At 62.3% G+C, this 24,710-nt stretch carries 25 protein-coding genes; 11 read left to right on the top strand and 14 right to left on the bottom strand.

All coding sequences use genetic code 11. From position 1 onward, the window contains the following. Positions 1 to 137 precede the first annotated feature (137 nt). A complete protein-coding gene (locus J5278_RS14180) occupies positions 138 to 1,334 on the bottom strand; it encodes a GTP-binding protein (protein WP_209183200.1) in 1,197 nt (398 codons plus the stop codon). Between the two features lie 228 nt (positions 1,335 to 1,562). Here J5278_RS14180 and J5278_RS14175 point away from each other — a divergent pair, with 228 nt between their 5' ends. Then, entirely contained in the window at positions 1,563 to 1,856 is a 294-nt protein-coding gene (locus tag J5278_RS14175) for a DUF1330 domain-containing protein (protein ID WP_111220278.1), read from the top strand. A 161-nt stretch (positions 1,857 to 2,017) separates the two neighbouring features. Then, complete coding sequence (gene bla / locus J5278_RS14170) at positions 2,018 to 2,998, top strand: class A beta-lactamase (RefSeq protein ID WP_209183201.1); 981 nt, start codon at positions 2,018 to 2,020, stop codon at positions 2,996 to 2,998. A gap of 74 nt (positions 2,999 to 3,072) precedes the next feature. Here the strand turns inward: bla and J5278_RS14165 are convergent, their stop codons facing one another. Together J5278_RS14165 and J5278_RS14160 are read right to left on the bottom strand one after the other, a co-directional pair. Then, a complete protein-coding gene (locus J5278_RS14165) occupies positions 3,073 to 3,591 on the bottom strand; it encodes a hypothetical protein (protein ID WP_209183202.1) in 519 nt (172 codons plus the stop codon). 140 nt (positions 3,592 to 3,731) lie between these two features. Beyond that, the gene (locus J5278_RS14160; protein ID WP_209183203.1) at positions 3,732 to 6,068 is read right to left on the bottom strand and encodes a glucose/quinate/shikimate family membrane-bound PQQ-dependent dehydrogenase; all 2,337 of its coding nucleotides are present in this window, start codon (positions 6,066 to 6,068) and stop codon (positions 3,732 to 3,734) included. 141 nt (positions 6,069 to 6,209) lie between these two features. Between J5278_RS14160 and J5278_RS14155 the strand changes: the two genes are divergently transcribed. Beyond that, complete coding sequence (locus tag J5278_RS14155; RefSeq protein WP_247749761.1) at positions 6,210 to 6,980, top strand: hypothetical protein; 771 nt, start codon at positions 6,210 to 6,212, stop codon at positions 6,978 to 6,980. A gap of 51 nt (positions 6,981 to 7,031) precedes the next feature. Here the strand turns inward: J5278_RS14155 and J5278_RS14150 are convergent, their stop codons facing one another. Further along, positions 7,032 to 8,537 carry a YdiU family protein gene (locus tag J5278_RS14150; protein WP_209183204.1) on the bottom strand — a complete coding sequence of 502 codons (1,506 nt, stop codon included), beginning with the start codon at positions 8,535 to 8,537 and terminating at the stop codon, positions 7,032 to 7,034. A 97-nt stretch (positions 8,538 to 8,634) separates the two neighbouring features. Here J5278_RS14150 and J5278_RS14145 point away from each other — a divergent pair, with 97 nt between their 5' ends. Together J5278_RS14145 and J5278_RS14140 are read left to right on the top strand one after the other, a co-directional pair. Beyond that, complete coding sequence (locus J5278_RS14145) at positions 8,635 to 8,895, top strand: type II toxin-antitoxin system ParD family antitoxin (RefSeq protein ID WP_209183205.1); 261 nt, start codon at positions 8,635 to 8,637, stop codon at positions 8,893 to 8,895. 3 nt (positions 8,896 to 8,898) lie between these two features. Then, positions 8,899 to 9,234, top strand: a complete 336-nt coding sequence (locus J5278_RS14140; RefSeq protein WP_142824345.1) for a type II toxin-antitoxin system RelE/ParE family toxin — start codon at positions 8,899 to 8,901, stop codon at positions 9,232 to 9,234. On the opposite strand, the gene J5278_RS14135 is transcribed toward J5278_RS14140, so the two are convergent. Then, the gene (locus J5278_RS14135) at positions 9,231 to 9,761 is read right to left on the bottom strand and encodes a DUF922 domain-containing Zn-dependent protease (RefSeq protein WP_209184077.1); all 531 of its coding nucleotides are present in this window, start codon (positions 9,759 to 9,761) and stop codon (positions 9,231 to 9,233) included. The genes J5278_RS14140 and J5278_RS14135 overlap by 4 nt on opposite strands. A 165-nt stretch (positions 9,762 to 9,926) precedes the next feature. Further along, positions 9,927 to 11,132, bottom strand: coding sequence for a patatin-like phospholipase family protein (locus tag J5278_RS14130; protein ID WP_307877415.1), 1,206 nt, complete (start codon positions 11,130 to 11,132; stop codon positions 9,927 to 9,929). Positions 11,133 to 11,342: 210 nt separating this feature from the next. Between J5278_RS14130 and pepT the strand changes: the two genes are divergently transcribed. Next, positions 11,343 to 12,575 (top strand): peptidase T, encoded by a 1,233-nt coding sequence (gene pepT / locus J5278_RS14125; RefSeq protein ID WP_209183206.1) that lies wholly within the window; start codon positions 11,343 to 11,345, stop codon positions 12,573 to 12,575. Between the two features lie 45 nt (positions 12,576 to 12,620). Here pepT and J5278_RS14120 read toward each other — a convergent pair whose 3' ends face one another. Together J5278_RS14120 and J5278_RS14115 are read right to left on the bottom strand one after the other, a co-directional pair. Then, entirely contained in the window at positions 12,621 to 13,250 is a 630-nt protein-coding gene (locus J5278_RS14120; RefSeq protein ID WP_209183207.1) for an NAD(P)-dependent oxidoreductase, read from the bottom strand. Between the two features lie 33 nt (positions 13,251 to 13,283). Beyond that, positions 13,284 to 14,162: an NmrA/HSCARG family protein gene (locus J5278_RS14115; RefSeq protein WP_209183208.1), complete on the bottom strand. Its 879-nt coding sequence runs from the start codon at positions 14,160 to 14,162 to the stop codon at positions 13,284 to 13,286. 135 nt (positions 14,163 to 14,297) lie between these two features. On the opposite strand from J5278_RS14115, the gene J5278_RS14110 reads away from it, so the two are divergent. Next, entirely contained in the window at positions 14,298 to 15,206 is a 909-nt protein-coding gene (locus J5278_RS14110; RefSeq protein WP_209184079.1) for a LysR family transcriptional regulator, read from the top strand. Between the two features lie 80 nt (positions 15,207 to 15,286). On the opposite strand, the gene J5278_RS14105 is transcribed toward J5278_RS14110, so the two are convergent. Then, a complete protein-coding gene (locus tag J5278_RS14105) occupies positions 15,287 to 17,380 on the bottom strand; it encodes a S9 family peptidase (RefSeq protein WP_209183209.1) in 2,094 nt (697 codons plus the stop codon). A gap of 272 nt (positions 17,381 to 17,652) precedes the next feature. Between J5278_RS14105 and J5278_RS14100 the strand changes: the two genes are divergently transcribed. Next, positions 17,653 to 18,039: a DUF930 domain-containing protein gene (locus J5278_RS14100; RefSeq protein WP_209183210.1), complete on the top strand. Its 387-nt coding sequence runs from the start codon at positions 17,653 to 17,655 to the stop codon at positions 18,037 to 18,039. Positions 18,040 to 18,200: 161 nt separating this feature from the next. Then, the gene (locus tag J5278_RS14095) at positions 18,201 to 19,040 is read left to right on the top strand and encodes a polysaccharide deacetylase family protein (RefSeq protein WP_209183211.1); all 840 of its coding nucleotides are present in this window, start codon (positions 18,201 to 18,203) and stop codon (positions 19,038 to 19,040) included. Here J5278_RS14095 and J5278_RS14090 read toward each other — a convergent pair. From J5278_RS14090 to J5278_RS14080, 3 genes are all read right to left on the bottom strand, one after another. Next, a complete protein-coding gene (locus tag J5278_RS14090; RefSeq protein ID WP_209183212.1) occupies positions 19,037 to 20,332 on the bottom strand; it encodes an FAD-binding oxidoreductase in 1,296 nt (431 codons plus the stop codon). The genes J5278_RS14095 and J5278_RS14090 overlap by 4 nt on opposite strands. 40 nt (positions 20,333 to 20,372) lie before the next feature. Beyond that, positions 20,373 to 21,542 carry an AI-2E family transporter gene (locus J5278_RS14085; protein ID WP_142824353.1) on the bottom strand — a complete coding sequence of 390 codons (1,170 nt, stop codon included), beginning with the start codon at positions 21,540 to 21,542 and terminating at the stop codon, positions 20,373 to 20,375. Between the two features lie 158 nt (positions 21,543 to 21,700). Continuing rightward, on the bottom strand, positions 21,701 to 22,564 hold the full coding sequence (locus tag J5278_RS14080; protein WP_219258279.1) for a VOC family protein: 864 nt from the start codon (positions 22,562 to 22,564) through the stop codon (positions 21,701 to 21,703). A gap of 276 nt (positions 22,565 to 22,840) precedes the next feature. Here J5278_RS14080 and J5278_RS14075 point away from each other — a divergent pair, with 276 nt between their 5' ends. Both J5278_RS14075 and J5278_RS14070 read left to right on the top strand, forming a co-directional pair. Next, positions 22,841 to 23,254, top strand: a complete 414-nt coding sequence (locus tag J5278_RS14075) for a universal stress protein (RefSeq protein ID WP_209183214.1) — start codon at positions 22,841 to 22,843, stop codon at positions 23,252 to 23,254. Between the two features lie 92 nt (positions 23,255 to 23,346). Next, positions 23,347 to 23,892 carry a GNAT family N-acetyltransferase gene (locus J5278_RS14070; RefSeq protein ID WP_209183215.1) on the top strand — a complete coding sequence of 182 codons (546 nt, stop codon included), beginning with the start codon at positions 23,347 to 23,349 and terminating at the stop codon, positions 23,890 to 23,892. Positions 23,893 to 23,899: 7 nt separating this feature from the next. On the opposite strand, the gene J5278_RS14065 is transcribed toward J5278_RS14070, so the two are convergent. Both J5278_RS14065 and J5278_RS14060 read right to left on the bottom strand, forming a co-directional pair. After that, positions 23,900 to 24,151, bottom strand: a complete 252-nt coding sequence (locus J5278_RS14065) for a hypothetical protein (RefSeq protein WP_142829893.1) — start codon at positions 24,149 to 24,151, stop codon at positions 23,900 to 23,902. Positions 24,152 to 24,206: 55 nt separating this feature from the next. After that, entirely contained in the window at positions 24,207 to 24,578 is a 372-nt protein-coding gene (locus J5278_RS14060) for a putative toxin-antitoxin system toxin component, PIN family (RefSeq protein WP_209183216.1), read from the bottom strand. Positions 24,579 to 24,710: the final 132 nt, after the last annotated feature.

Raw genomic sequence — 24,710 nt, 5'->3', positions numbered from 1 at the left:
GATGAACGTTTGTCACCCTGCATGTATGATGCTTCCCCGAATGGAGGGGGGAGGCGCGGGCCTAGCCTTCCCCAAAGACTAGCCACCGTCGTGAGTCGCGGCAAGCGCAAATGCGGCTGATCTCAGGCTCGACCGACTCAGCGCCCCCATGGCTCGAACGTGTCGGGAAGATCGCGCCAGCTTTCGGGCGTGAAGGCATCGGCTTTTATCAGGCAGGCATCGAGTTGCTGCCTGATCCAGTCTTCGTCCATCGGATCGGCGCCGATAAAGACGATTTCCTGCCGGCGGTCGCCCCAGACCGGGTCGATATAGGTTTCCATCAGCCGCACGGTATCCGCATCCTGAGGCCAGCGCTCGCGTGGCACCGATGCCCACCAGAGACCCATGTTCGCGGTTCGAACCATGGCACCCGCCTGGCTGAGTTCGCCCACATGGTTCGCACGCGTCGCCAGCCAGAAGAAACCCTTCGAGCGCACCACACCCGGCCATGGTCGATCCAGAAATGCGCGCAGCCTTGCGGGGTCGAAGGGGCGCTTTTCACGATAGACAAAGGAGCGGATGCCATATTCCGCAGTTTCCGGAATATGGTCTTTGAAGCCATGAAGCTCCTTGAACCAGAGCGGGTTCGTCTCTGCCTTTTCGATGTTGAAGAGGCCGGTTCCGAGAACGTCGCCGGGAGCAACCGCACCAAAATCCGCTTCGATCAAGCGTGCGTCCGGATTGAGCCCGACGATGATCTTCCTCGCGGCATCGCGCTGCGCCTGCGTTGCACTGCCGACCTTGTTGAGGACGACCACGTCGGCAAATTCGATCTGCTCGACCAGCAGATCGACAATCGTCCGGTTGTCTTCCTCGCCCGCCGTTTCGCCTCGATCCGCAAGGAAAGCTGACGATCCATAGTCCTTGAGCAGGTTGGCGGCGTCGACGACGGTCACCATCGTGTCGAGCCTGGCAATATCGGAGAGGCTTTCGCCGGCCTCGTCGCGGAATTCAAAGGTGGTGGCAACCGGCAGCGGCTCGGCAATGCCGGTGGATTCTATGAGCAGATAGTCGAAGCAACCTTGCTCGGCGAGCTGGCGTACCTCTTTCAGCAGGTCGTCGCGCAGCGTGCAGCAGATGCAGCCGTTGGTCATCTCAACCAGCTGCTCGTCGGTACGCGAAAGATTGGCGCCTCCATCGCGCACCAGCGCCGCATCGATATTGACCTCGCTCATGTCGTTGACGATCACCGCAACCCGCATTCCCTCACGGTTTCCGAGGATATGATTGAGCAGCGTGGTCTTGCCGGCACCAAGGAAGCCGGACAGGACGGTAACGGGAAGTCTCGAATTCATCGCCAACCTCAATATACGTTATAACATTACAATAATTTTGCCTGGAATTTTGTCAAGCAGGTTCCGGTGGGAGAATAGGGCGCCCTGGGGTTTGGCGCCAATGACTGTCCGGCGGCAAGGTCAGTTGGTGTTCATGGTGGAGATCAAAATTCCGTCAGTTGACCCATCGCCATCGGGATGATCTGCCATAGATGGGCTGTTACCGACCAAGAGCGAAAGGACAGAAAAATGAGTGCTTATGTGGTTTTCGTGCGCGACCGGATTACCGATCCGGAAGAATTCGCCACCTATGGCAAGATGGCGCCGCGGGCGGCGGAGGGGCGTGAGATGAAGCCGCTGGCCTTCTACGGGGCCGTCAAGACGCTGGAGGGCGCCGCAGTCGACGGGTCCGTCATCCTCGAGTTTCCGACCATGGAAGCAGCGCAGGCCTGGTACGACAGCCCGCTTTACCAGGAAGCCGTCCAGCACCGCTTCAAGGGTGCCGATTATCGCGTCTTCATCGTCGAAGGAGTCGCTGGCTGAACGGCGACAAAGGGCGAGCGCCCTGGAAGGCTCCCGCCTGTTGAAATTTGCGGGGCAGGGCGGGTACTTGGGGAAACTACGCTCACCCACGCGCCACCTGCGCCAGACCCGCGCCATATTCCCTCGTTAGGTGGGGGAATACGAACCTTTCGGAGGAAAGCATGCCTGCATCCATCACCCGTCGCCTGCTTCTGGGCTCGGCCATTCTCGGCCCCATGGCGGCCCTGCTGCCGCAGCAATTGATGGCGCAAACAACCCCGCCGCCCGTCGTGCCGCAAGACCCGGCGCCCCCCGTGCCGGAACAGCCGGCGCCGCCGTCCGACAAGACCGAGGAGGATGCCGGCGCCCAGCTGGCAGCGCTCGAAAAGCGCACCGGCGGACGGCTTGGCGTCGCCGTTCTCGACACCGAAACCAATATTTCGCTCGGCAACCGCGAGACGGAACGCTTTCCGATGTTCAGCACCTGGAAGGCGCTGGCGGCAGGCTTCGTGCTTGCCCGTGTCGACCAGGGCAAGGAAAAGCTCGATCGCCGCGTCAGCTTCGGCAAGGAGGCGCTCGTTGCCTATTCGCCGGTCGCCGAAAAGCACGCGGCAACCGATGGCATGACCATTGCGGAGTTGTGCGAGGCGGCAGTCACCGTCAGCGACAACACTGCCGCCAATCTTCTCCTCGACAGCTTCGGCGGCCCGGCGGCGCTGACCGACTGGCTGCGCACGACCGGCGATACCGAAACCCGCCTGGACCGCCGCGAGCCGGAATTGAACGAGGCGAAGAAGGACGATCCGCGCGACACCACCACACCGGACGCCATGCTCGATACGCTTGGCCTCTTGACCCTCGGCAACACGCTGTCGGATGCCTCGAGTACGATGCTGACGGGCTGGCTGGTCGCCGCCACCACGGGCAAGGATCGCCTGCGCGCCGGCCTGCCTGCGGAATGGAAGGTGGGCGACAAGACCGGCACCGGGGCTCAAGGCATGGCCGCAGACATCGCCATCGTCTGGCCGCCCGAGCGCGGCCCCATCCTGGTGGCCGCCTACATCGCTGATGCAACGGCACCGACGGCCGAGATCAACGCCGTCTTTGCCGAGATCGGAAAAATGGTCGCCGGCATGGTCGGCAGTTCGGCCGAAGAGCAGTAAGTACTGTAAATTCAAAGCGCTACGGGAGAGATGCGAATCTTTCCCGTAGCGACTTCACCTGATGAATGCGGCAATCAGCCGAGTGAAACCGCAGCGCTTCCGCCGTCGCTTTCGTCCTCGCCTGTAGCGGACATGCTGGCGCCTGCCTGCTGCTTTATCTGGCTGGCGATCTGGTCGTTGATGGCCTTCTGCTGGTCGGCCGGCAGTTGCGAGAACTGCTCTTCCGTCATGTTCTGCTGTTCCAGATATTGCGAGCGGATCTTGTCCGCCGGCGTCATGTCCGCCCATCTGGAGAATTGCGACAGGATATCGTCGTCATCGTCAGAACCGGCGGCGCTGCCGCTGTCCGTCGCATCCGTGCCGTCGGCGGCTGCCGCAGTGGTCGCATCGGTGGTCGATCCGCCCGACTGGCTCTGCCAGAAGAAGGATGAAATCGAGTTGGCAACGCCGGCGCTGCTGATTGACGGTGCAGTCTTCTTCTCGCTGCTGTCTTCGTCGTCGGGCAACACGAAGGGCGTGTCGTCGTCGGAGTCCGTATAGGACTGGCTGAGGAGCGGCGCACTGTAACTGCTTTGGCTGCTGTGTACCTTCATGATCGTATCTCCTGAAATCTGATGCCCACCCTGCCACGGCAAACCTGTCCGGGCCTTGTGGCTCAGGGCGTCCCGCCACAAAAAACTCCCCGTCGTTGCCAACGGGGAGGAGATGATTTCTGGCGATAGCGACGCCTGCGTTATGGCAGCGTATAGGCCATGACGTAGTCGCCGGGCTTGGTGCCGATGGATCCGTGGCCCCCGGCGACGATCAGCACATACTGCTTGTTGTCGCCTGCCGTGTAGGTCATCGGCGTCGACTGGCCGCCGGCGGGAAGGCGGCCCTTCCAGAGCACCTTGCCGGTCGTCAGGTCGTAGCCGCGGATATAGTTGTCAACCGCTGCTCCCATGAACACGACGCCACCCTTGGTAATCATCGGGCCGCCGATGCCGGGAACGCCGACATTGAAGGCCAGCGGCAGTGGCGTCATGTCGCGCGTCGTACCGTTCTTGTGCTTGTAGACGGTCTTGCCGGTCTTCAGGTCGACGCCGGCGACATAGCCCCATGGCGGAGCCTGGCAGGGGATCTTCAGCGGACCGAGGAACGGTCCCATGAAGACGCCGTAAGGCGCGCCGTCATTGCGGTTGAGGCCCTGTTCGCTGCCTTTCTGGTCCTGACCCTTCGGCGGGATCTGGCTGGCCGGCACGAGCTGCGATGTGAAGGCGAGGTAGGTCGGCATGCCGAACATCACCTGGCGTTCCGGATCGACGGCAACGCTGCCCCAGTTAAAGGTACCGAAGTTACCGGGATAGATCAGCGATCCCTGCAGCGATGGCGGCGTATAGCGGCCTTCATAGCGCAGTTCGTGGAACTTGATGCGGCAGGCAAGCTGGTCGAACAGCGAGACGCCCCACATGTCCTTCTCCTGCAGTGGCGGCGGGCTGAAGGTCAGGTCGGAAATCGGCTGCGTCGGCGATGCATGATCCTCGGGGATGGTGCCGCCCGGAGCAGGAATTTCCTTGAACGGGATGACAGGCGCGCCGGTGCGCCGGTCGAGCACGTAGATATCGCCCTGCTTGGTCGCGCCGACGAGCGCCGGAACGGTGGTGCCATCCTTCTGGGTGATATCGATCAGCGACGGTTGAGCCGGCACGTCCATGTCCCAGAGGTCGTGGTGGACGAACTGCTGGACCCATTTGACCTGGCCGGTGGCGAGATCGAGGGCTGCGATCGACGACGAGAACTTCTCGACGCTCGGGCTGCGTCCCATGCCGAGCTGGTCCGGCACCTTGTTGCCGAGCGGCACGTAGATGAGGCCGAGGGCTTCGTCGGCGCTGGAGACCGACCAGCTGTTCGGAGAGTTCGTGGTGTAGGTCTGGCCGGCCGGCAGCGGCGTCGTCACGTCAGGATTGCCGCTGTCGAAATTCCACACCAGGGCGCCGGTGTTGATGTCGAATGCGCGGATGACGCCGGATGGCTCCTGCGTCGAGTAGTTATCGTTGACGGCACCACCGACGATGATCATGCCCTTGGCGACGACAGGCGGCGAGGTCGAGTAATAGTAGCCGGCCGGATTGTACTTCATGCCCTGGCCGAGATCGAGCGTACCCTTGTTGGCGAACGTCTCGCAGACCTTGCCGTTGGCGGCATCCAGCGCGATCAGGCGAGCGTCCGAGGTCGGCAGGTAGACGCGCTCGGCGCAGGCCGAGCCGGGCTGGGCGGCCACGTCGTGATAGTAGCTGACACCGCGGCAGGTCTGATGCTGTCGGTTCGGGTTCATGCCGGAATTGGGGTCGTAGCGCCATTTTTCCTTGCCCGAGGCCGCGTCCAGCGCAATCGCCAGATTGTGCGGCGTGCAGAGATAGAGGCTGTCTCCAACCTTCAGCGGCGTCACCTGATAGGTGGTTTCGCCGACGTCGTCCGGGCGCTTCACATCGCCGGTCTGGTACTGCCAGGCAAGCTTCAGGTCGGCGACATTGGCCGGCGTGATCTGGGCAAGGGGAGAGTAGCGCTGGCCGTATGGCGTGCGGCCATACTGGTGCCATTCGCCATCGGGCATGTCGCCGCCCATCGGGGCATTGGCGGCAACCTCGGTCGGCAGGGCGCCTGCTAGGTCATGCGGATCCGTTGTCATCGAATAGCCGGCAACAAGCACGGCGATGATCACCGGAATGGCGAGCGGCCAGGGGTTGGCGCCATAGGTATGGCCGGTCGGGCTGCGGAAGCCGAGCGGCTTGCGGATCCACGGTGTCAGCAGCCAGAGGCCAAGCACGATAATCAGACCGCCACGCGGCCCGAGCTGCCACCAGTCGAAGCCGACTTCCCAGACCGCCCAGCCAAGTGCTGCCAGAACGAGGACGGCATAGACCCAGAGAGCGGACGAACGGCGCATCCACAGCAGGACGCCGGTGACGATGAACATCACACCGGCAAACAGGTAGAAGGGACTGCCGCCAAGGGCAACCAGCCAGCCTCCGCCGCCGCCGAGCGCAAGCCCGATCAAAATGAAAAGAAGGGAGGTAATCGTGACCGCCATCGAGCAATCTCCGCTGAGAGGGAGCCGCGCCGCCGGAGAGCGCGCACGGCATGTGGGGCCGAAAGCCGGCCCTGTCAGCGACGCAGATAGCGTGTCATCCGTGCCTTTCAATAGCCACAATCAAAATAAGGTAGCCTGGCTATGTATTTTGCTGTCCACCTATTTGAAATGGGCACTTCATGTGCCACAGGTCTCGATGCGAAACCGTGTCGGAAATTGGCGCTTACAGAGAAAGAGAACCCGGAGATGCGATTAAGAACTGTTGGCCTATGGGTGGGTCTCGGGTTTTTGGCCGGTTGCGCTGGGACTCCCGACCCAGCCAAGGTTGCCGCCCAGCAACAGCAAGGATCGGCCCAGATTTTCGCAAAAAAGAAACAGAAGGGCTCTCTCCTTCTCGTCCGAATGATCGATTCCCCGTTGTTGGGCGATGTGAATTGTGGCGGTTACATCACTCTACGCAAGATCAAGGCGGGTAAGCCTGACGAAACGGAGCCGCCTGTGTCCGTCAGTTCTGCGGCCGCGTATCGGTTGCCAAATCCAAACAAACTGTCTCTCGGTCAGCTGTTCGCCGCGACCGCACAAAGATATGAGAGATGGTTCGTGGCCGTGGAGCCTGGTCGCTACGCCATTACGTACGCAAATTGCAGCTATGGAGACATGACCATCGAAGCGGGAGGTGACACCGATGGCGTCTTCGGTCGAGCATTGAGCTATGTCGCTCCTTTTGGAGGTGAGAGCACAATCACGATTGGCCAGGGTCAGATTGTTGACGCGGGGTATGTTCGGCTGACAGGAACGCGCAGCGATCCCCGTGTGGTGGGAATGGAAGCCACATCCGCCGAGCGCGACCTTATGAGAAGCGCCATGCCGGACGTCTATCCCGCAATTACTTTCACAAAATTCGGTATGTAGGCGCTCAAGCAAGCAGGGGGCCAGTGCGTTTGACGGTCCTCTGCCCCTACCTCAGGTCCCACAGAACGTCTGCATAACCCGCTCTGCCGGCTTCGGTGACTCGGCGTAGGCTGCGAAGGCAGGCTGGTCCTCGTAGGGCTTCGCGAGCACATCCAGCAGCGCATGAAACAAGGAGAGGTCGCTTTCCTCTACGGCAGCGACGATTGCCTGCTCTATTCGGTGGTTGCGCGGGATGAAGGCGGGATTGACCGAGCGCATGGCCTTGGCACGCTGTGCAGCCGTCTGCGGATCGCGTGAGAGGCGCTCCCGCCAGCGGTGGAGCCAGGGCAGGGCAGCATCCGGGTTCTCGAATGTTGCCGCAAACGCCGCCGTGGCGGCGTCGTCCTCGGCGACAGCAGCAAGCCGGCGGAAGGTGAGCGTGAAATCGGCTTTCTCCGCCTGCATCAGGGCCAGCAACGCCTGGATGAGATCCAGATCGCCATCCTCTTCGCCGCCAAGACCGATCTTGCGGCCCATGCCGGCGAGCCAATGGGCCTGGAAGCGCGGGCCAAACCCCTTGATCACCTCGTTGGCGAGCGACGCCGCCGTGTCGGGATCGTCGTCGAACAGCGGCAGCAGGGTTTCGCCGAGCCGCGCCAGGTTCCACTGGCCGATACCAGGCTGGTTGGCATAGGCATAGCGCCCCTGCCTGTCGATCGACGAGAACACGGTGGCCGGATCGTATTCGTCCATGAAGGCGCAGGGCCCGAAATCGATGGTCTCGCCCGAGACAGTCATATTGTCGGTGTTCATCACCCCATGGATGAAGCCGACCCACAGCCAGCCGGCAATCAGCGCCGCCTGCCGCTCGATGATCGCCTCGAACAGCGCCAGGTAGGGGCGGATACTGTCGCGCGCGTGCGGATAATGCCGTTCGATGACATAGTCGGCCAGCGCCCGCGTGCCCTCGACATCGCCGCGCGCGGCAAAGAACTGGAACGTGCCGACGCGGATATGGCTGCCAGCCACCCGGGTGAAAACAGCGCCCGGCAACGCCGTCTCGCGGTAGACCGGCTGGCCGGTGGATACCAGCGCCAGCGCCCTTGTGGTCGGCAGGCCCAGCGCATGCATGGCTTCGCTGACCACATATTCGCGCAGGGCCGGCCCAAGCGCCGCCCGCCCGTCGCCGCGCCGCGAAAACGGCGTCTGTCCGGCACCCTTCAGCTGTATGTCGCGGCGTCTGCCGTTGATATCGATGACCTCGCCGAGCAGGATTGCCCGCCCGTCGCCAAGTTGCGGCACGAACCCGCCGAACTGATGCGCGGCATATGCCATCGCCAGCGGATCGGCGCCATCAGGCACGATGTTGCCGGAGAAGATCTCGGCACCGTCCCGCTGCAACGCCGCCACATCGAGCCCGAGCTCGATCGCCAGCGGCTCGTTCAGCATCAGCAGCAAAGGCGCCGCCGCCGCTGACGGCAGCTGCCGGGCGAAAAAGTGCTCCGGCAACCGGGCATAGCTGTTGTCGAACGGAAATGTTGCAGCAGGCGCCGCGCTGTCTTGAATGGATGAGCTCATGAGGGAAAGGTAGGGCGCCGCCCGGGCGGCTGCAAGGCGCTTGTTCGGCCCGCTGTTTGGTCTTACGTTAACGTCTCAACCGGAAGGCGCTCCAGCCATGAACCAGAAACTCAGCATCACGCTCCCCGCCGAGATGGTCGAGGCCATCAATGCGCGGGTCGAGGCAGGGACCTATGGTTCGGCCAGCGAGGTGGTTCAAGCGGCGATAAGGGCGCTTGTCGAGCAGGACGAAGATTACGCCGCGCGCATCTCTTCCCTCCGCGCCCGGGTCCAGGCTTCGATAGACGATCCACGACCCGATTTAACGGGGGCGGAAGTCAAGGCGCACATCGAGGCGTTCTTCGAAAGTCGCCGGTGATTTATGGATCGCCTGATTGTCAGATACCGCCCTCAGGCCGATGAGGATTTGCTCGACATTGCCGCTTACATTCTCGATCGAAGCCAGAATATCGAGACGGCACGCGCATATATCGACCGTCTCTATGCCCGATGCGAACGGATAGGACACGCCCCGAACGCGGGAGTACTGCGCGAAGACCTCGGTGCCGGTATCCGGATGGCAGTCTTCGAGCGGCGGGTTGTCATCCTCTACCGCGTCGAGGCAGACATCGTCTGGATCACCAACATCGTCTCCGGGGGGCGCGACTACGAGACCTTGTTCACGGACCGCCGCCCGGACCCCGAGGGTCCCGCCTAATCGTTCACCAGCGCCAGGATCAGCTGCTGCATCTTGCCGCCCTGGCCCATTTCCACCTTGTCGAAATCGCGGTTGCGCTGGCGTTCGCGGGCGGAGATCTCTCGCAGGCGCTTCGTAAGCTCGACGCGGATCTTGCGGCAGTCGGGATCGTTGGCGACGGTAAAGCCGATGCTGGTCGCCTCGATCTCGTGCACCATGTCGCGAATGAAGCCGCCATGCACCTTTTCGTGCGCGGCGACGCCGGCAATGAAGGTCTGCCATTTGGCATTGACGTCGGGCGGCAGAGGCGAAGACGGTTTTGGCAACGTGTAGATGATCGTCAGCTTCGGTACGGCCGAGACCAGCACGCAGGACGACGCCTGTGGCTGGTAGTTGCGTGTCCAGGTCAGCTTGAACGTCGTATGCGCGATCACGCGGCTGCCGCCCAACTCCGGGCCTCGAGCGCCGATCGAGGCGTAAAGCTCGGGCGTCGTCTTGCCGGAGATCGCATAGGGCCTTGTCGTCTCGACGGCCTGCCAGTCCGCCATCGCGGCGATGGGTACCAGCGTCAGGGCCAGGGCCCAGATGCCCGTCAGAATGCCTGCTCTCACCAAACTTGCTCCGTCGCATTTCAAGGTCGGTGCCTACAGGCCGCAAATCCGGGCTTCGATCAAGCGGAATCGTGGATCGGGTCAACCACCCGATGCCATCGGCTAGTTTGTCGCCACGACGGTCGGCTGCTCTGCCGAGAATATCGGTTTCTGCTTCCACAGCTTGCCGGCGAGCATCTCGGAAGAGCCGAGTTCGAAGATCGACCGCATGTAGGTCGCGTTGAACGGGTCCGACATGCTGTAGGCATATTGCCTGTCGATCGAGGCGAGGTGAAAATTGATACCCGTCCGCATGGCGTATTCATAAAAAGCCATCACCGAGGCCCGCGTCTGCGATTTTATCAGCATCGCATAGGCGCGCGCCATGACCGGCAACGTGCTGTCGGCCGTATTTGAAAATTCCGGCATCAGTGCGTTGTTGATCAGCACATAGACGTTGAAATCACGGGGCTTTTTTGGCGGATGGCCGTCTGCTTCGGCAAGCACGGCATCGGGGATCGTCAGCACCTGCGATGCCGAGCCGCCATCCGAGTGCATTTCCTGAAACGAGCGGTTGCCGACATGGGTCTTGATCATCACGGCGGGATAGACACCCGGCACGCTGGCCGAGGCGATCAGCACATCCTGGAACAGCTTCAGCGCATCCGGCTGGCCACTGGCCGCAATCGCCCCCATGTTCCAGACCACCGGACGCTGCGAATCGAGGTTCGACGTCAGCACCAGCAGTCGCCGGCCGGCCTTATGCTCCGTGGCTACGGCCCGCATGACATCCGCCGTAATGTATTCCTCGACCATGCGTCGCAGTGGCTCCTGCTTCAGCAGGCTTTTGCCGAGTATGGCGTTGGGCAGCCAGCGCCGGTCCACCAGGTCGCTGGCGACACCGCTGGTATAGAGTTTGACCAGAGGCGGGTCGTAGGACGATCCGAGGAAAGCGAAAGGAGCGATCAGGGCGCCGGTGCTGACGCCGCTGACGATGTCGAATTTCGGCCGGGTCCCAAGTTTCGTCCAGGCATCTAGCACGCCGACGCTGAAGGCGCCGCCCGATCCGCCGCCTGAAATAACAAGGTAATCCAGCTTCTTTGCCGTCGCCGGCGGCTCCCAGCCTTTCACGCCGGCAAGCTCGGTCGGACTGGCATCGAGATAGGTCCGGATATTGTTGAACCCCGCCACCTGCGCCTGCACGGCGTCCTGCCTGACATAGGTGACGCGCGCGTTGCCGACGCAGCCGGTGAGCATCGCCAGGCAGGCGAGTGCAAGAATGCACGCCTGTCCGAACCTTATCCGGCGCCGTGCCGATTGCGATGCCAATCCTTGCAATCCCCTGCCTCCGCCGCAATCGACGTCAAGCTTGATGAATAGCGCGGCGAAGCGGCCCCGTTATGTTGGCGCGGTATCTCAACATTTCCGTAATAAACCGGGGATTTCCATAAACCGCCTTGGGAAAGGCGAAAAACGCATTCACCGCGCCGACGACGCAGGTTATGGTCCAGCCCGAAAACATTCACTGGACTGGATCCCATGACCGATACCGTCACCGACCGCTTCCTCCGATACGTCGTCATCGACACCCAGTCGGACGCAAGTTCCTCGACCCAGCCGACCACCGAAAAGCAGAAGACGCTCGGCCGGCTGCTGGTGACGGAACTGCTGGCCATGGGCATGGAGGATGCCCATCTCGACGAGCACGGCTATGTCTACGCGACGGTGCCTGCCAACACCGACAAGAATGTGCCGGTCATCTGCTTCTGCTCGCACATGGACACCGCACCGGATTTCACAGGCACCGACGTCAAGCCGCAGCTGATCGAGAACTACCAGGGCGGCGATATCACGCTCGTCGGCGATCCCGCGCGCGTTATCCGCGTCAGAGAGCACAAGGCGCTGGCCGACCAGATCGGCAACGACATCATCACCACAGACGGCACGACGCTGCTCGGCGCCGACGACAAGGCGGGGCTGGCCGAAATCATGACGGCGGCGCGGACGCTCATCGACAACCCCGACATCCGCCACGGCACGATCAAGCTGCTGTTCACGCCGGACGAGGAAGTCGGCCGGGGCGCCGACAAGGTCGATCTCGAAAAGCTCGGAGCCGCCTTCGCCTACACCGTGGATGGCGAGACCGCCGGCCATATCGAGGACGAGACCTTCTCCGCCGATGGCGTCGAGATCACCATTGCCGGCGTTGCCATCCATCCGGGCTTTGCAAAGGGGCGCATGGAAAACGCCATCAAAATCGCCAGCGCCATCGTGGCCGGCCTGCCAAAGGACCAGGCACCGGAAACAACATCGGGCAGGGATGGCTTCGTCCACCCCGTTGCCGTCACCGGTTCGATGGAAAAAGCGACCATCAGCCTGATCGTCCGCGATTTCGACGATGCCGGCCTTTCTGCCAAGGAAGAGATGCTGAAAACGCTGGTCGAAACCGTCCTGAAAGACTATCCGGGCTCGACCCACACGTTCACGGTCAAACAGCAATACCGCAACATGAAGCAGGTGCTTGATCGTCACCCCGAGATCATGGAAAACGCCGTCGAAGCGATCCGCCGGGCTGGCATGGAGCCGGTACGCGGCAGTATCCGCGGCGGCACCGACGGCTCTCGCCTGTCTTTCATGGGCCTGCCATGCCCCAACATCTTCGCCGGCGGCCATGCCTTCCACTCACCCTTGGAATGGGTGAGCCGGCAGGACATGGAAAAAGCGGTGAAGACGTTGGTGGAACTGGCCCGGGTCTGGGAGGAGCGGGCGTAGGGCAATACGGCGTGGGGCCAGAGGCGCTGAAATCTGCTGCCGTCGCTAAGCGAAAATCACCGGCGCCTTTCGCAGCCACCGATCCTCCGTCAATTGTGCCACCGCGAACGTTGCCACACTTTGCCGTGAAATCGATCCGCCGTGGAAACCGGACAGATCGGTCAGTGCCTGCACCGTCTGCGCTTCCTGCTTGTCGTTGAGCACGGCTGGCCGGAGGATCACCCAGTCGAGGCCGCTCTCGCGGATCACGGCTTCCTGCCGGTCCTTGTCCTGATAGACCTTTCTGAGCAGGATCGGCTGGATCAGCCGGTCATAGACGAAGCCGCCGTGACCCTTGCTGTCGCCGGCACCCATGCCGGTGATGCAGACAAGACGCCGCACGCCGCGGCGTTTCATCGCCGCGATCAGCGCTGCTGTCGATTGCGACAGCAGCGTGATTTCCTTGACCGGCCCGATGCCGGTGCCGAGTGCGCTGATCACCGCGTCGCAGCCGTCGAGTGCGGCAAAATGCGCGGCCTCGTCGCGGGCATCGCCGTCGAAGAGCACCGCTCCTTCAAGCTGCGCTGCCTTCTGTCTTGAGCGCACCAGGGCGACGACGCTGTGGCCCTGCGCTTGTGCGGTACGAACGATGGCCTGGCCGGTTCCCCCGGTGGCGCCGACGACGAGAATTTTCATGGGATCAACTCCTTGATGGGTGCTGCAGCTTGCTCAGGCCTTTGCCCAGACAGCGGCTGTCTCGGTTGCAAAGGCACGATAGGATGTCAGCGGCCGGCCGAGCATGGCCTCCAGCCGTTCGACGTCGCCGGCGTCAGGGATCATGCCGTCGCTTTGAAAGCGGCGGGCCATCAGGGCGAGATCGTAGGCGGCCCAGCTTGGCGAAAATTGCTTCAACATCGCTTCGAACGCTCCGGTATCGTCGCCACCATAGGCAATCGGCTTGCCAAGTACATCCGACCAGATCGCCGCGACCCGCTCGCCCGTCAGGCTGTCCGGGCCGACGACGTTGATCGTCGTGCGTGGTAGCGGGTCTGGGGCGCGCTCGCGGCGCAGCAGTTCGATGACCGCCAGATCGGCGATATCGCGGGTCGCCACCATCGACAGGCCACGACTGCCAATCGGCATGCCGTAGACGCCGTGCTCGATCAGCGCCGTCTTCTGTTGCCCGTCATTGTCGATGAAATAGGCCGGACGCAGGATGGTGGCCGCCATGTCGAATTGCTCGATCATTCGCTCGACGGTGAATTTGCCGGTGAAATGCGGCACGTTGGTGTAGAGGTCGCTGTGAATGACCGAGAGGTAGACGATCCGCTCGATGCCGGCATCGCGGGCAAGGTTGAGGGTGATCAGTGCCTGCGTGACTTCGTCCGGCGTCACTGCGTTGAGCAGAAACAGCGTCGAGACGCCTGCCAGCGCGGCGCGCATCGTATCGATATCCATCAGGTCGCCCTTGATGACAGTTACGCCGGCCGGGAATTTCGCCTTTGCCGGATCGCGGGCCAGCGCATGCACATCCGCGCCTCTGGCGGCCAGTCCAGCCACCACCTGCCTGCCGAGGTTTCCGGTGCTTCCAACAACAAAGATTGTCATGCTCATACTCCTTTTCGAGATCGCCACCGGTCGCGTGAGTGCGCCGCCGTGATGTCGACCTGAAGTTAATCGATCCATTGCCATGCAAGTAGTCCGAGAATATAGATGGGGTGTCTCACTGATGGAACGATGCCGATGGACCTGCTTGCGATTTCGGATTTTAATCTCGTCGCCACCCATGGCGGTTTCGGGCTTGCCAGCCGGGCCAGCGGCCGGCCGAAGGCGACGCTGTCGCGGCGGGTTGCCGAGCTGGAGCTGGCCCTTGGCGTGCGGCTGTTCGAACGGGGAGCAAAGACACTGCGGCTGACCGACGAGGGTCGTCGTCTGCACGAAAAGACCGGTGGGCTGCTTGCGGAAATATCCGAGGCTGCCGATGAGGTCAGCAACGGCTCGGCGCAGCCGCGCGGCCGCCTGCGGGTCAGCGCGCCGGTATTGTTTTCGCATATGGCGATGGGTCGGATCGCTGCCGGCTTTGCCAAGGCCTATCCGGAGGTGCGGCTGGAGGTAACGGCAGAAGACCGCGATGTCGACATGGTCGAAGAGGGGTATGACGTGGCGATCCGGGTCAATCCCGCGCCGGATGAATTGTTGGTAGGCCGCCGCTTCCTCCACGACGACCTGCTGCTTGCAGCCGTGCCGACGCTGTTGCCACCGATGGCTGACAAGGGCGAGCAGCCGCCACCGCTTGCCGCCGTCGTGCTGGAATCGTTCGGCCTACGAGCGGCCTGGACGACCGTAGATCCGGCCGGCGGCCGGACCTTTGCGCCCGATCCGGTCCTTCGCCTCGGGACTATGATCATGGTGCGCGATGCCGTGCTGGCCGGCGCCGGCGCCGGACTGCTGCCAAAGTCGCTGATTTCAGGCGACCTCGCCAGTGGCCGTCTTGTCTCCTGGGGCAGTGTCAGCCCGTCCGAAACCGCCATCTGGGTACTCTACAGCTCGCGTCGCCTGCTGAGCAGCAAGGTCTCCGCCTTCATCGCCCATCTCCATGCCACCTTCCCGAACGGCACGGCAGAAGAACTGGGAGCGATGTTTGCGGGCTGACATGCCGGCAATGGCGCCTGGGCCTGACGAGGGGTGAACCTTTTACGACCGCGCCACGTTATTGTGAGGGTAGCCGCCCCTCACATCCTCCCCACGACCTTCAGTGCAAACGCATACTCGAATGCGATTTCTTCCAGCCGCTGGAAGCGCCCCGAGGCGCCGCCGTGACCGGCGTCCATGTTGGTCTTGAGCAGGATAGGGGCGTCGCCGGTGGTCTTTTCGCGCAGGCGCGCGACCCATTTGGCGGGCTCCCAGTAGGTGACTCGGGGGTCGGTGAGGCCGCCCAGCGCCAGGATCGGCGGGTAGGGCTTCTCGCCGACATTGTCATAGGGCGAGTAGCTGGCGATGTGGTCGTAGTCGTCCTTTGAATCGATCGGATTGCCCCATTCCGGCCATTCCGGCGGGGTCAGCGGCAGCGTGTCGTCGAGCATGGTGTTGAGCACGTCGACGAAGGGCACGGCGGCGATGATGCCGGCGAATTTTTCCGGTGCCATGTTGGCGATGGCGCCCATCAGCATGCCGCCAGCAGAGCCACCTTCCGCGATGATCTTCGTGTAGGAGGTGAACTTCTTCTCGCTCAGATAATCCGCCGCCGAGATGAAGTCCTTGAAGGTGTTGGTCTTCTTGTCCATCTTGCCGTCTTCATACCAGGCAAAGCCTTTGTCCTTGCCGCCCCGGACATGGGCGATGGCATAGATGAAGCCCCGGTCGGCGAGCGACAGCGCATTGGTGCTGAAGCTGGCGGGAATGGCCATGCCGTAGGCGCCGTATCCATAGAGCAGGCAGGGGGCGGTGCCGTCGAGCAGCGTGTCTGCGCGGTAGAGCAGCGAGACCGGCACCTCGACGCCATCCCAGCCGGGCGCAAAGACGCGGCGCGTGATGTAGTCGTTGGCGTCGTGGCCGGACGGCACTTCCTGCGTCTTCAGCAGCGTGCGCTCGCGCGTCACCATGTTGTAGTCGTAGAGCTGGCTTGGCGTCGTCATCGACGAATAGGAAAAGCGGATGGTGTCGGTGTCGTATTCGGCAGCCCCCTGCAGGCCGAGCGAATAGGCCTCCTCGTCGAAGCCGATGGCGTGCTCTTCGCCGCTCTCGCGGTCGCGCACGATGATCTGTGGCAGGCCGTCCTTGCGCTCCAGCCAGATCAGGTGACGCGCATAGGCCATGTGCGAGAGGATCAGCGCGCCCGGCTTGTGGGCGACGACCTCCGTCCAGTGCTCCTTCTCGGGCGTTGCTGCCGGCGCCTTCATGATCTTGAAGTCGAGGGCATCGCCGTCGTTGGTGAGGATGTAGAACACGTCGCCGCCCTCGGCGATCTCGTATTCGATGCCTTCCTCGCGCGCTGCCACCAGCTTCGGCTCGGCCATCAGGTCCTTGGTCGAGAGGATGCGATATTCCGATGTCTCGTGGTCGTGGATGTCGATGAAGATGTAGTCGTCGAGCAGAGATCCGCCGACGCCCATGAAGAAGCCCGGATCGGTCTCCTCATAGACCAGCCGGTCGCTCGCCTGCGGTGTGCCGACGATGTGGTGGAAGACCTTCGACGGGCGGTGGTTCTCGTCGAGTGCCGAATAGAAGAAGCTTTTGCCGTCGGGCGCCCAGACGCCGCCGCCACCGGTATTCTCGACGACATCGGCCAAGTCCTCGCCGGTTGAGAGGTCGCGGACCTTGAGCGTGAAATACTCCGATCCCTTGTCGTCATAGCCCCAGATGCCGAAACTGTGATCGGAGGAATGGTCGAGCCCAGCCAGTCGGAAGTAACCCTTGCCTGATGCCTCCTTGTCGCCATCCAGCATCAGCTTGCGCTCGCCGCCATCGCGCGCCTCGCGGAAATAGCGCGGCTGCTCGCCGCCGGTGACGAACAGCGTGCCATAAGCAAACGGGCCGTCCTTCACCGGCACCGAGGAATCGTCCTCCTTGATGCGGCCCTTCATCTCGGCGAACAGTACCTTCTGGATATCCTTGGTGTCTTCCATCGCCGCGTTCATGTAGGCGTTTTCCGCCTCCAGATGCTTGCGAATGTCGGCATCGAGGATGGACGGATCCTTGAACATCGCCTGCCAGTTATCGGCTCTCAGCCAGGCATAATCGTCCGTCCGGGTGATGCCGTGGCGGGTGTCGGATACCGGACGCTTCGGCGCGACGGGGGCGGTCGGAAGAGGCTTGAATATCGACACGTATGTTCGCTTTCTGGTGATCTGAGGTGACAGAGAGATAGACACCGGCCGGTGTCGGATCAAGCGACTTGTCGCCGATAAGCGCAGCGGCGCGGTGCGAAGATCGGGCAGTTGGCTGCGGATGACGGCAAGGTTCAGCCGCACCCGCCATGATGTCACCACATTATTTCCGAAACTCACGAAGTGTTACAAACATCTGGATCGGCAGTCGACCGTGCGTTTGCGCGAACGCTTGTCAGTTCAGTCTGACTTGAACCAAGGAAGTGCTTTTCATGCTGAAATTCATCGGCGTCCTCGTCCCCGCCGTTTGCCTCGCCACGACCTCCTACGCCGTCGATGCCGCCATCAAGAAGCAGTTGGAAAAGCTCGATCCTGCCGAGCGCCTGGAACAGAGTTGCGATACCGAGGCGATGAAGCGCATCGCCGCCGAGAAGGACTACCATCCCGACAAGGTCATCGCTTACACCTTCGGCGACCCGGCGATGACCGCAGACACGATCAAGGCACCCGGCGCGGTCTTTCGCAGCAAGGGCGAATGGTACCACCTGACCTACGACTGCGTGACGGGCCCGGAGCAGATCGACGTGAAATCGCTGAGTTTCCAGATCGGCGAGAAAGTGCCAAGGGACGATTGGCAGAAGCATTATCTCTACGACTGAGGCATTTGAAGCCTGTTCGAAGCCGAAAGCTGTTGCTTCTGGCGGGTTTGGCGGTAAAGCAATGCCATCGCGCCACAGATCGGTCGCCTTGCCATGGGATTGCAGAGGCCGGTGCTCCGGCGCCCTTTGAAATCAGATGTCCCTGACACGGTGGCTGCCCCATGATCCGATTGCTCCTGACCTCCGCAGCCCTGCTTGTCGCCATCCCCGCGGCCATGTCCGCCAATTCCGCATTTCCGGCGGCCCCGGTGGCGCCTGTCCAAACCGCGCTGGTCTCCCCGCCGCTCGCCCCGAAGCCGAACCCCTCCACACCGGGCGTCAAACTCGTTGAACCGCATCTGCACGTGGCGCGCGCCGGCAAGCCGGCAACGCGCGTGGCGCTGACTTTCGACGCCTGCATGGGCAAGACCGACATGCGGATTCTGAACACGCTGATCGACCAGAATGTACCGGCGACGATCTTCGTCACTGCCCGCTGGCTGCGCACCAATCCGGATGCGTTGGCGCTGATGATGTCCCATTCGGACCTGTTCGAGCTTGAAAACCACGGCCTCAACCACATCCCGACGGTCGATCGCCCGACGCTGGTCTACGGCATTGCCGCTGCCGGTTCGCCGGCCGCCGTCGCCCAGGAAGTGCAAGGCGGCTCCGATGCGATGCTGGCCCATGGCATCCCGCAGGCCCACTGGTTTCGCGGCGCAACCGCCAAGTATGACCTGTCAGCCATCGCCCAGATCCGCGCGCTCGGCTTCGAGGTGGCAGGCTATTCGATCAACGGCGATGCCGGCGCCTCCCTGCCGGCCGCGGTGGTGGAGAAGCAGTATCTCAGCGCCAAAGATGGCGACGTGCTGATCTCGCACATCAACCAGCCGACCCATTCCTCCGGCGAAGGCGTCGTCAAGGGCATCCTCGACCTCAAGGCGCGCGGCGTCCAGTTCGTCCGGCTGCAGGACTTCGCCGTACAGGGCGACGACAACACCACCCAGCAGGCATCGCGCTAAAGCGGCAACCCGCGCTCCGGTATCGGGGTGCCATTTGCAAAGCCCCGATAGGTCGGGCCTTCGCGGTCCAGCGCGAAATCGTCGAACCAGTCGCGCCGTTCGTCTGCGACAAGCGCGCCGATCATCAGCGAGGCCATGAACGAAAAGGTGATGCCGTTGCCGCCGTAACCGTAGGCAGCGAGTACGTTCGGCATGTCGGGGACAGGGCCGATCAGCGGCAGGCCGTCCACCGTTTCTCCAAACGTGCCGCACCAGCGGTATTCGGCGGTGGTGTCTGCCTGTGGCCAGAGCCGCTTCAGCTTCTCGCTGAGGGTGTCGATCTTGTCGGCCATCTTGGCATCGCGCAGGGCAGGCAGCACTGTCGCATCGTCCTCGCCGCCGATGATGATGCGATTGTCCGCCGAGGTCCGCATGTAGAGGTAGGGGTGGCTGTCCTCCCAGATCAGCGCGCGGTCGCGCCACAGCCTGTTCGGGTCCTGCGGCACTGTCGCCATCGCCCAGCTCGAGGTGGCGCGATGCAGCTTCGGCATCGGAATGCCGGGCATCGCATAGCCGGTTGCGAGCACCACGTTCCGGGCTTCGATCACGTGGTTGCCATCGGTCTCGATGACGGCGGAGCGGCCTTCCGTGCGGATGCGCGTGGCGGATGCCTTGACCAGCTGTGCGCCGCGCTTGACGGCAACTGCGAGCAGTCCCCAGGCCAGCATCAGCGGATCGACTTCCGCAGCGCCGGAAGAGAGGATCGCACCGTCGCGTTCGATCTCGAATTCGGTCATCAGGTAGGGATGCGACAGATACTCGCCCGGCAACCCGGCACGCTTGCGGAGCGCCAGTTCCTGCTGCAGTTCACGCGCGCCGCCGATGCTGTTTGTGAGATAAAGGCTCGAGCGCTGTCGGTAGCCGCAGGGGATCTGCAGCCGCTCGATCAGCTTGCTGAGCCCCGAGACAGCAACGACGCTGCGCCGGTATATCGCGGCCGCCTTGTCATAGCCGTAGGAGAGCGAAAGATCGGAAAGCGATGTATCGAGCTCCCACATCAGCATCGCCGTGCTTGCCGATGTGCTGCCGAGCCCCGGTTCTTCGCGGTCGATCACACAGACGGAATAGCCACGCGCTGTGAGGTGTTCGGCGATCAGCGATCCCGTGATCCCGCCGCCGACGATGGCCACGTCGACCGAGAGGCTTTCGCGCAACGGGCTGTACCACGGGTGCAAAGCCAGCCGGCCCCAGGGGGCACGGCCGGTGACGAGGTCGGACTGTTCGGTGGCGTTCATCTGCAGGTCGGTCGGCATTTCGTCTCTTGCTCCAGGAAAAGGCGTGCGCGCAGAACAGTCAGGGAAGCTGCGGCTGCGGCTTTTCCTCGATGAACACTTCGTTGATGACGGTCATGACGATCAACGACAGGGGGAGGGCGAGCATCGCGCCGACAGCGCCCCACATCCATGTCCAGAAGATGATGGCGACGAACACGACGAAGGGATTGAGCTCGAGCTGGCGACCCATCACCGCCGGGAAGACGAGGTTTTCCATAGTCAGGTGGACCGAGAAGAAAATCGCTGCGGGTATAAGGCCGATAAGGATGCTGTCATGGGTGAGGACACCGGCAATGGCGACCGCGACGGTCATGAGCGTAATCCCGAGGAACGGTACGAAGCTCGACAGGAACGCGAACACGCCCCACAACGCTGGCATGCTGAGCCCGCCGAAATAGGCGATGGCCGTCATGATCACGCCGAGCCCCATATAGATCAGCGAGGCCGTGGCGAAATAATAGCCCAGCACCTGCTCGACAGCATTGATGACGCGGATCGCCGCCAGCCGTTCAGGCCGGCCCTTGAACGCCATGATGATCGCCTTGCGCAGAGTGACGCGGCCGACCAGAAAAAGCAGCAGCGCCGCAAAGAACACCAGCCCCTGGACGATGGCCGGGGTCAGGTTGGCGGTGACCACGTGCAGTATGCTTCCGGTATGCTCGATCAGGGCACCTGCCGACATCGGCCCGCTCTCGAATGTCTTCGGCGTGATGTGCAGCCAGTGGATTTTCTGCAGGAACGGCATGATGCGGTCGATCGAGTTCTGCACCATGTCCGGCCCTTGGCTCGCCAGCGCTGCCAGCGGCCCGGCAACGCTGTTGATGATCAGGAAGATGATCAGCGCCACGGAGCTCGAGAGAAGGACCGCATTGAGAATGCGCGGGACACCGAGCTTGCTGAGCTTTTCGGCGACCAGACCGAGGATCATGCCGACGACGATTGCCAGCGTCACCGGAATGAGGATGACCGACATGAAATAGATGCCGGCTCCCGCCATGATCAGGAAAATGCCGATGATGGCCCAGGCGGACGCGACGTCGAGCCCGTCTTTCTCGACCCGGCGCATGGGTGCCCCACCATCCATCTGCTCGGTCGCCTGTTTCAGCGAATTGGCCCAGCTGCTCAATCGCATCTCGCGTTCTATGGCAATCTTGCGTGTCTGCTTACGTATACCGTTGGCAATGCCCATTTTTGTGAACGTTCCGGAAGCCCCAGCGCCTCGCAGCCATAACGCGCAAACGCACTGCGGGTTCCCGAGAGCGGTAAGCTAAAGGTTGTAGCCGGCTCTGCGGCATCGGCAGCGATTTCTACAGCGCCGCCGACTGCCCGCCGGGAGGGCGGAACGCCCTATGCGGTGAGCGTCAGGCCGATACCCCAGGGGTCTCTCAGCGACACCCCGCCGTCGCGTTTTTCGTGGCGGATTTCGAGGCCGTCGAGCTTGCTGACGGCTGCATCCAAAGCGGCGCTGTCGTTGAAGCGAAGCGTGTAGTCGGACAGCCCGGTCATGTTCTCCGCGCGGACGCCGGCGCCACGGCTGTTCCAGATGTTGGCCGCGACATGATGGTGATAGCCGCCGCTGGCAAAGAAGCTGGCGCCGGGATAGCGCGCCATGATCTTCAGGCCGAGGACGTCGCGATAGAAAGCATCCGCTTCCGGGATATTGCCGACCTGCAGGTGGATATGGCCGATGGCCGAGCCGTCCGCCATGCCGTTCCAGCTGTCCTGTGGCGCACTTTCGTAGAGCTTCTGCAGGTCCAGCGCCAGTGTCGCCATTTCGATCATGCCGTCGGTCTGCAACTTCCAGAGGTCGTGGGCGCGGTCGGCATAGATCTCGATGCCGTTGCCTTCCGGATCGGCGAGATAGATGGCCTCGCTCACGAGATGGTCGGAAGCGCCCTGCAGCTGCACGTTGTTGTGGGCAGCATGGCGCAGCCAGCGGGCCAGCTCGGTCCTGTTGGGCAGCAGGAAGGCGGTGTGAAACAGGCCAGCGGTATTCTGCGGCGCGCGCCTGGCTGCTTTGTCGGTGGTGAGCGACAGCAGCGGCTTTCCGCCAACGCCGAGCAATTCGCCGCTGGCGCTTTTTTCCATCGATTTCAGGCCGAGCATAGACTGGTAGAAGCCGGAAACCAGTGGCAGGTCGCTGACGACCAGATGCGACCGGCCGACATAGGCTGGGCGCGTCAGCGCATAGGACGGTGCGGTCTCGGTCATGAAATCTCCTGCCCGGTGTCCGGGTATTATATCCGTCGCGCGAGGCGGCATCGATGGGACGGCTGGCAGGACCCGAGGTCCCGCCACCGCCTTCGCTATCTTATATGGCCGATAACCGTCGTTCGCAGAAGATGTGTTTTTGACGATGAAGCGTGCATTCCTTGTTGACGCTGGCCTTGTTGACGCTGGCAGCCTTTGACCTCGATCAAGGGATTGTCGGGTCAGCGCCGTTAGGGTGGTCATGGAAAGCAACGGGGCGTCCAAAGGGGCAGAAGCATGTACAAGAAGATCATCGTGGCCATCGATATCGGAACCCTTGCGAAGGGTGAGCCAGCGCTGCGGCGCGCGATGGAACTGCTCGATGCCGGCGGCGAGATCGTCGCGTTGAATGTCGTGGAGGATATACCGAGCTCTCTCATCCTCGACCTGCCGCAGGATTTCGTCACCGACGCTATCGGCGACGCCGACCTGAAGCTCCAGGATCTCTGCAAGCGCCTCGCTGTTCCGGCTCTCGTCGAAGTCCGCACCGGCTCGCCGGCAGCAGCGATCCTGAAAGCTGCCGAGGAACATGAGGCAGACCTCCTCATCGTCTCATCTCACATACCCGACCTGTCGAACTACTTTCTCGGCGCAACCGCCGACCGCGTCGTCCGCCACGCCAAATGCTCCGTCCTCGTCGAACGTGGATAGGGGAGCGAAGGAGGAAATACGGCTCTCTCTCTTCTCTGCCGGAGTATGCTATCGGCTACCGCCGGAAAGCACCGAGTGTAGGGGAAGGCGGAATGGAGTTTCGTGAGGCTGTAGCAGACGATGCCGCCAATCTGGCAGCGCTGACGACACAGGTTTTTCTCCATACCTATGCGAAGCGCGGCGTCCGGACCGCACTTTCGACCTATGTCCTATCGGAGTTCACGGCAGACAAGTTCCTTCAGGCCCTCGAGGACAAGCAGCAGATGTTCATCGTCTGCTGCGAGGACGTCCATCTCGTCGGCTACGTGCGCCTCGCCTTCAGCGCGCCGTGTCCGTCCGACGAACGGCTACAGTCGGAAATTGCCACGCTCTACGTCCAGGAACACTTCCTGCGGCGGGGCATCGGGACGCAACTGCTGAACCGGGCGCTCCAAACGTTGCAGCGCCGCGGTGCCGATGCCGCCTGGCTGTCCGTCAACCACGAAAACGCCGATGCCATCGCCTTCTACGAAAGCCATGGCTTCCGACGCGCCGGTTCCACAGACTTCGAACTGGACGGCGAGCGCCACGAAAACTTCATCCTCCGCCGCGCGCTTGACGGGAGTGACGATGGGGAGGGCGTGGCTGAGTCGGGGTGAGTTGGCCTCAGCCCGCGTCTTCGGGCATTTCGTCGCCCTTCTCCGGGGGCTGGCTTTCAAGCCGGTCGAGAATCGCCAGTGCCTGCGCCGGATCGCCACGCGCCGCTCTCCGCTTCAGACTTTTGAAAGCCCGGCGGTTTCCCATGCCCTCGGATATGAGCGACAAAAGCATCTGGTTCACCGAGACATTTTCCTCAGCGGCGGCTTCCTTGGCCTGCTCCATCAGATAGTCGGGCAGCCGCAACGGATATTGGCTCATGTGACTTTCCTTTCTCGTTTGTACAGGCGGACAAAATCTTTTGCCGAAAGAGCTGTCAGGCCGAATACCGAAACTGACGGATGTCGAAATGGCGATCATCCGTGACGATCAAATTCGCTCCAGCTGCCAAGGCGCATTCGACAATCAGGTCGTCCTTCGGATCATCCAGGAATGGCCGAAAGCGGAACCACGGCTGTATCAAAGTTGCCATGGCACACAGAGCGTCAAGAATGACATCGATCTCCACTGCCGATGTATACAATCCGGCTAGTCCGGGCCTTTTGAGAACATCCTCGTATTCCAGCACAACCGCGGGTGACATTGCAAACGGAATGGACCCCAAAAGCATCTCTCTGAGAACGAAGCCGGATGCTCCGTCCCGCGAACGAATTCCGCGTAGAATGACATTGGCATCCGCGACAATCATGGTTCAGAGTAATATCGTATATGATATCACGCAAGCCCGATGTCAGCGTATGCTGACCTTCTCTGCATCCCAACGCTTGCCCCGAAATCCATGAAATGGCACCATTCGGCATGGCAAATCGCGACGCACATT

This window comes from Rhizobium sp. B21/90, assembly GCF_019355815.1.
Classification (GTDB): Bacteria; Pseudomonadota; Alphaproteobacteria; order Rhizobiales; family Rhizobiaceae; genus Rhizobium; species Rhizobium rhododendri.
Note: the sequence above shows the minus strand (reverse complement) of the source record. Positions and strands in the feature narration are given on the sequence as shown.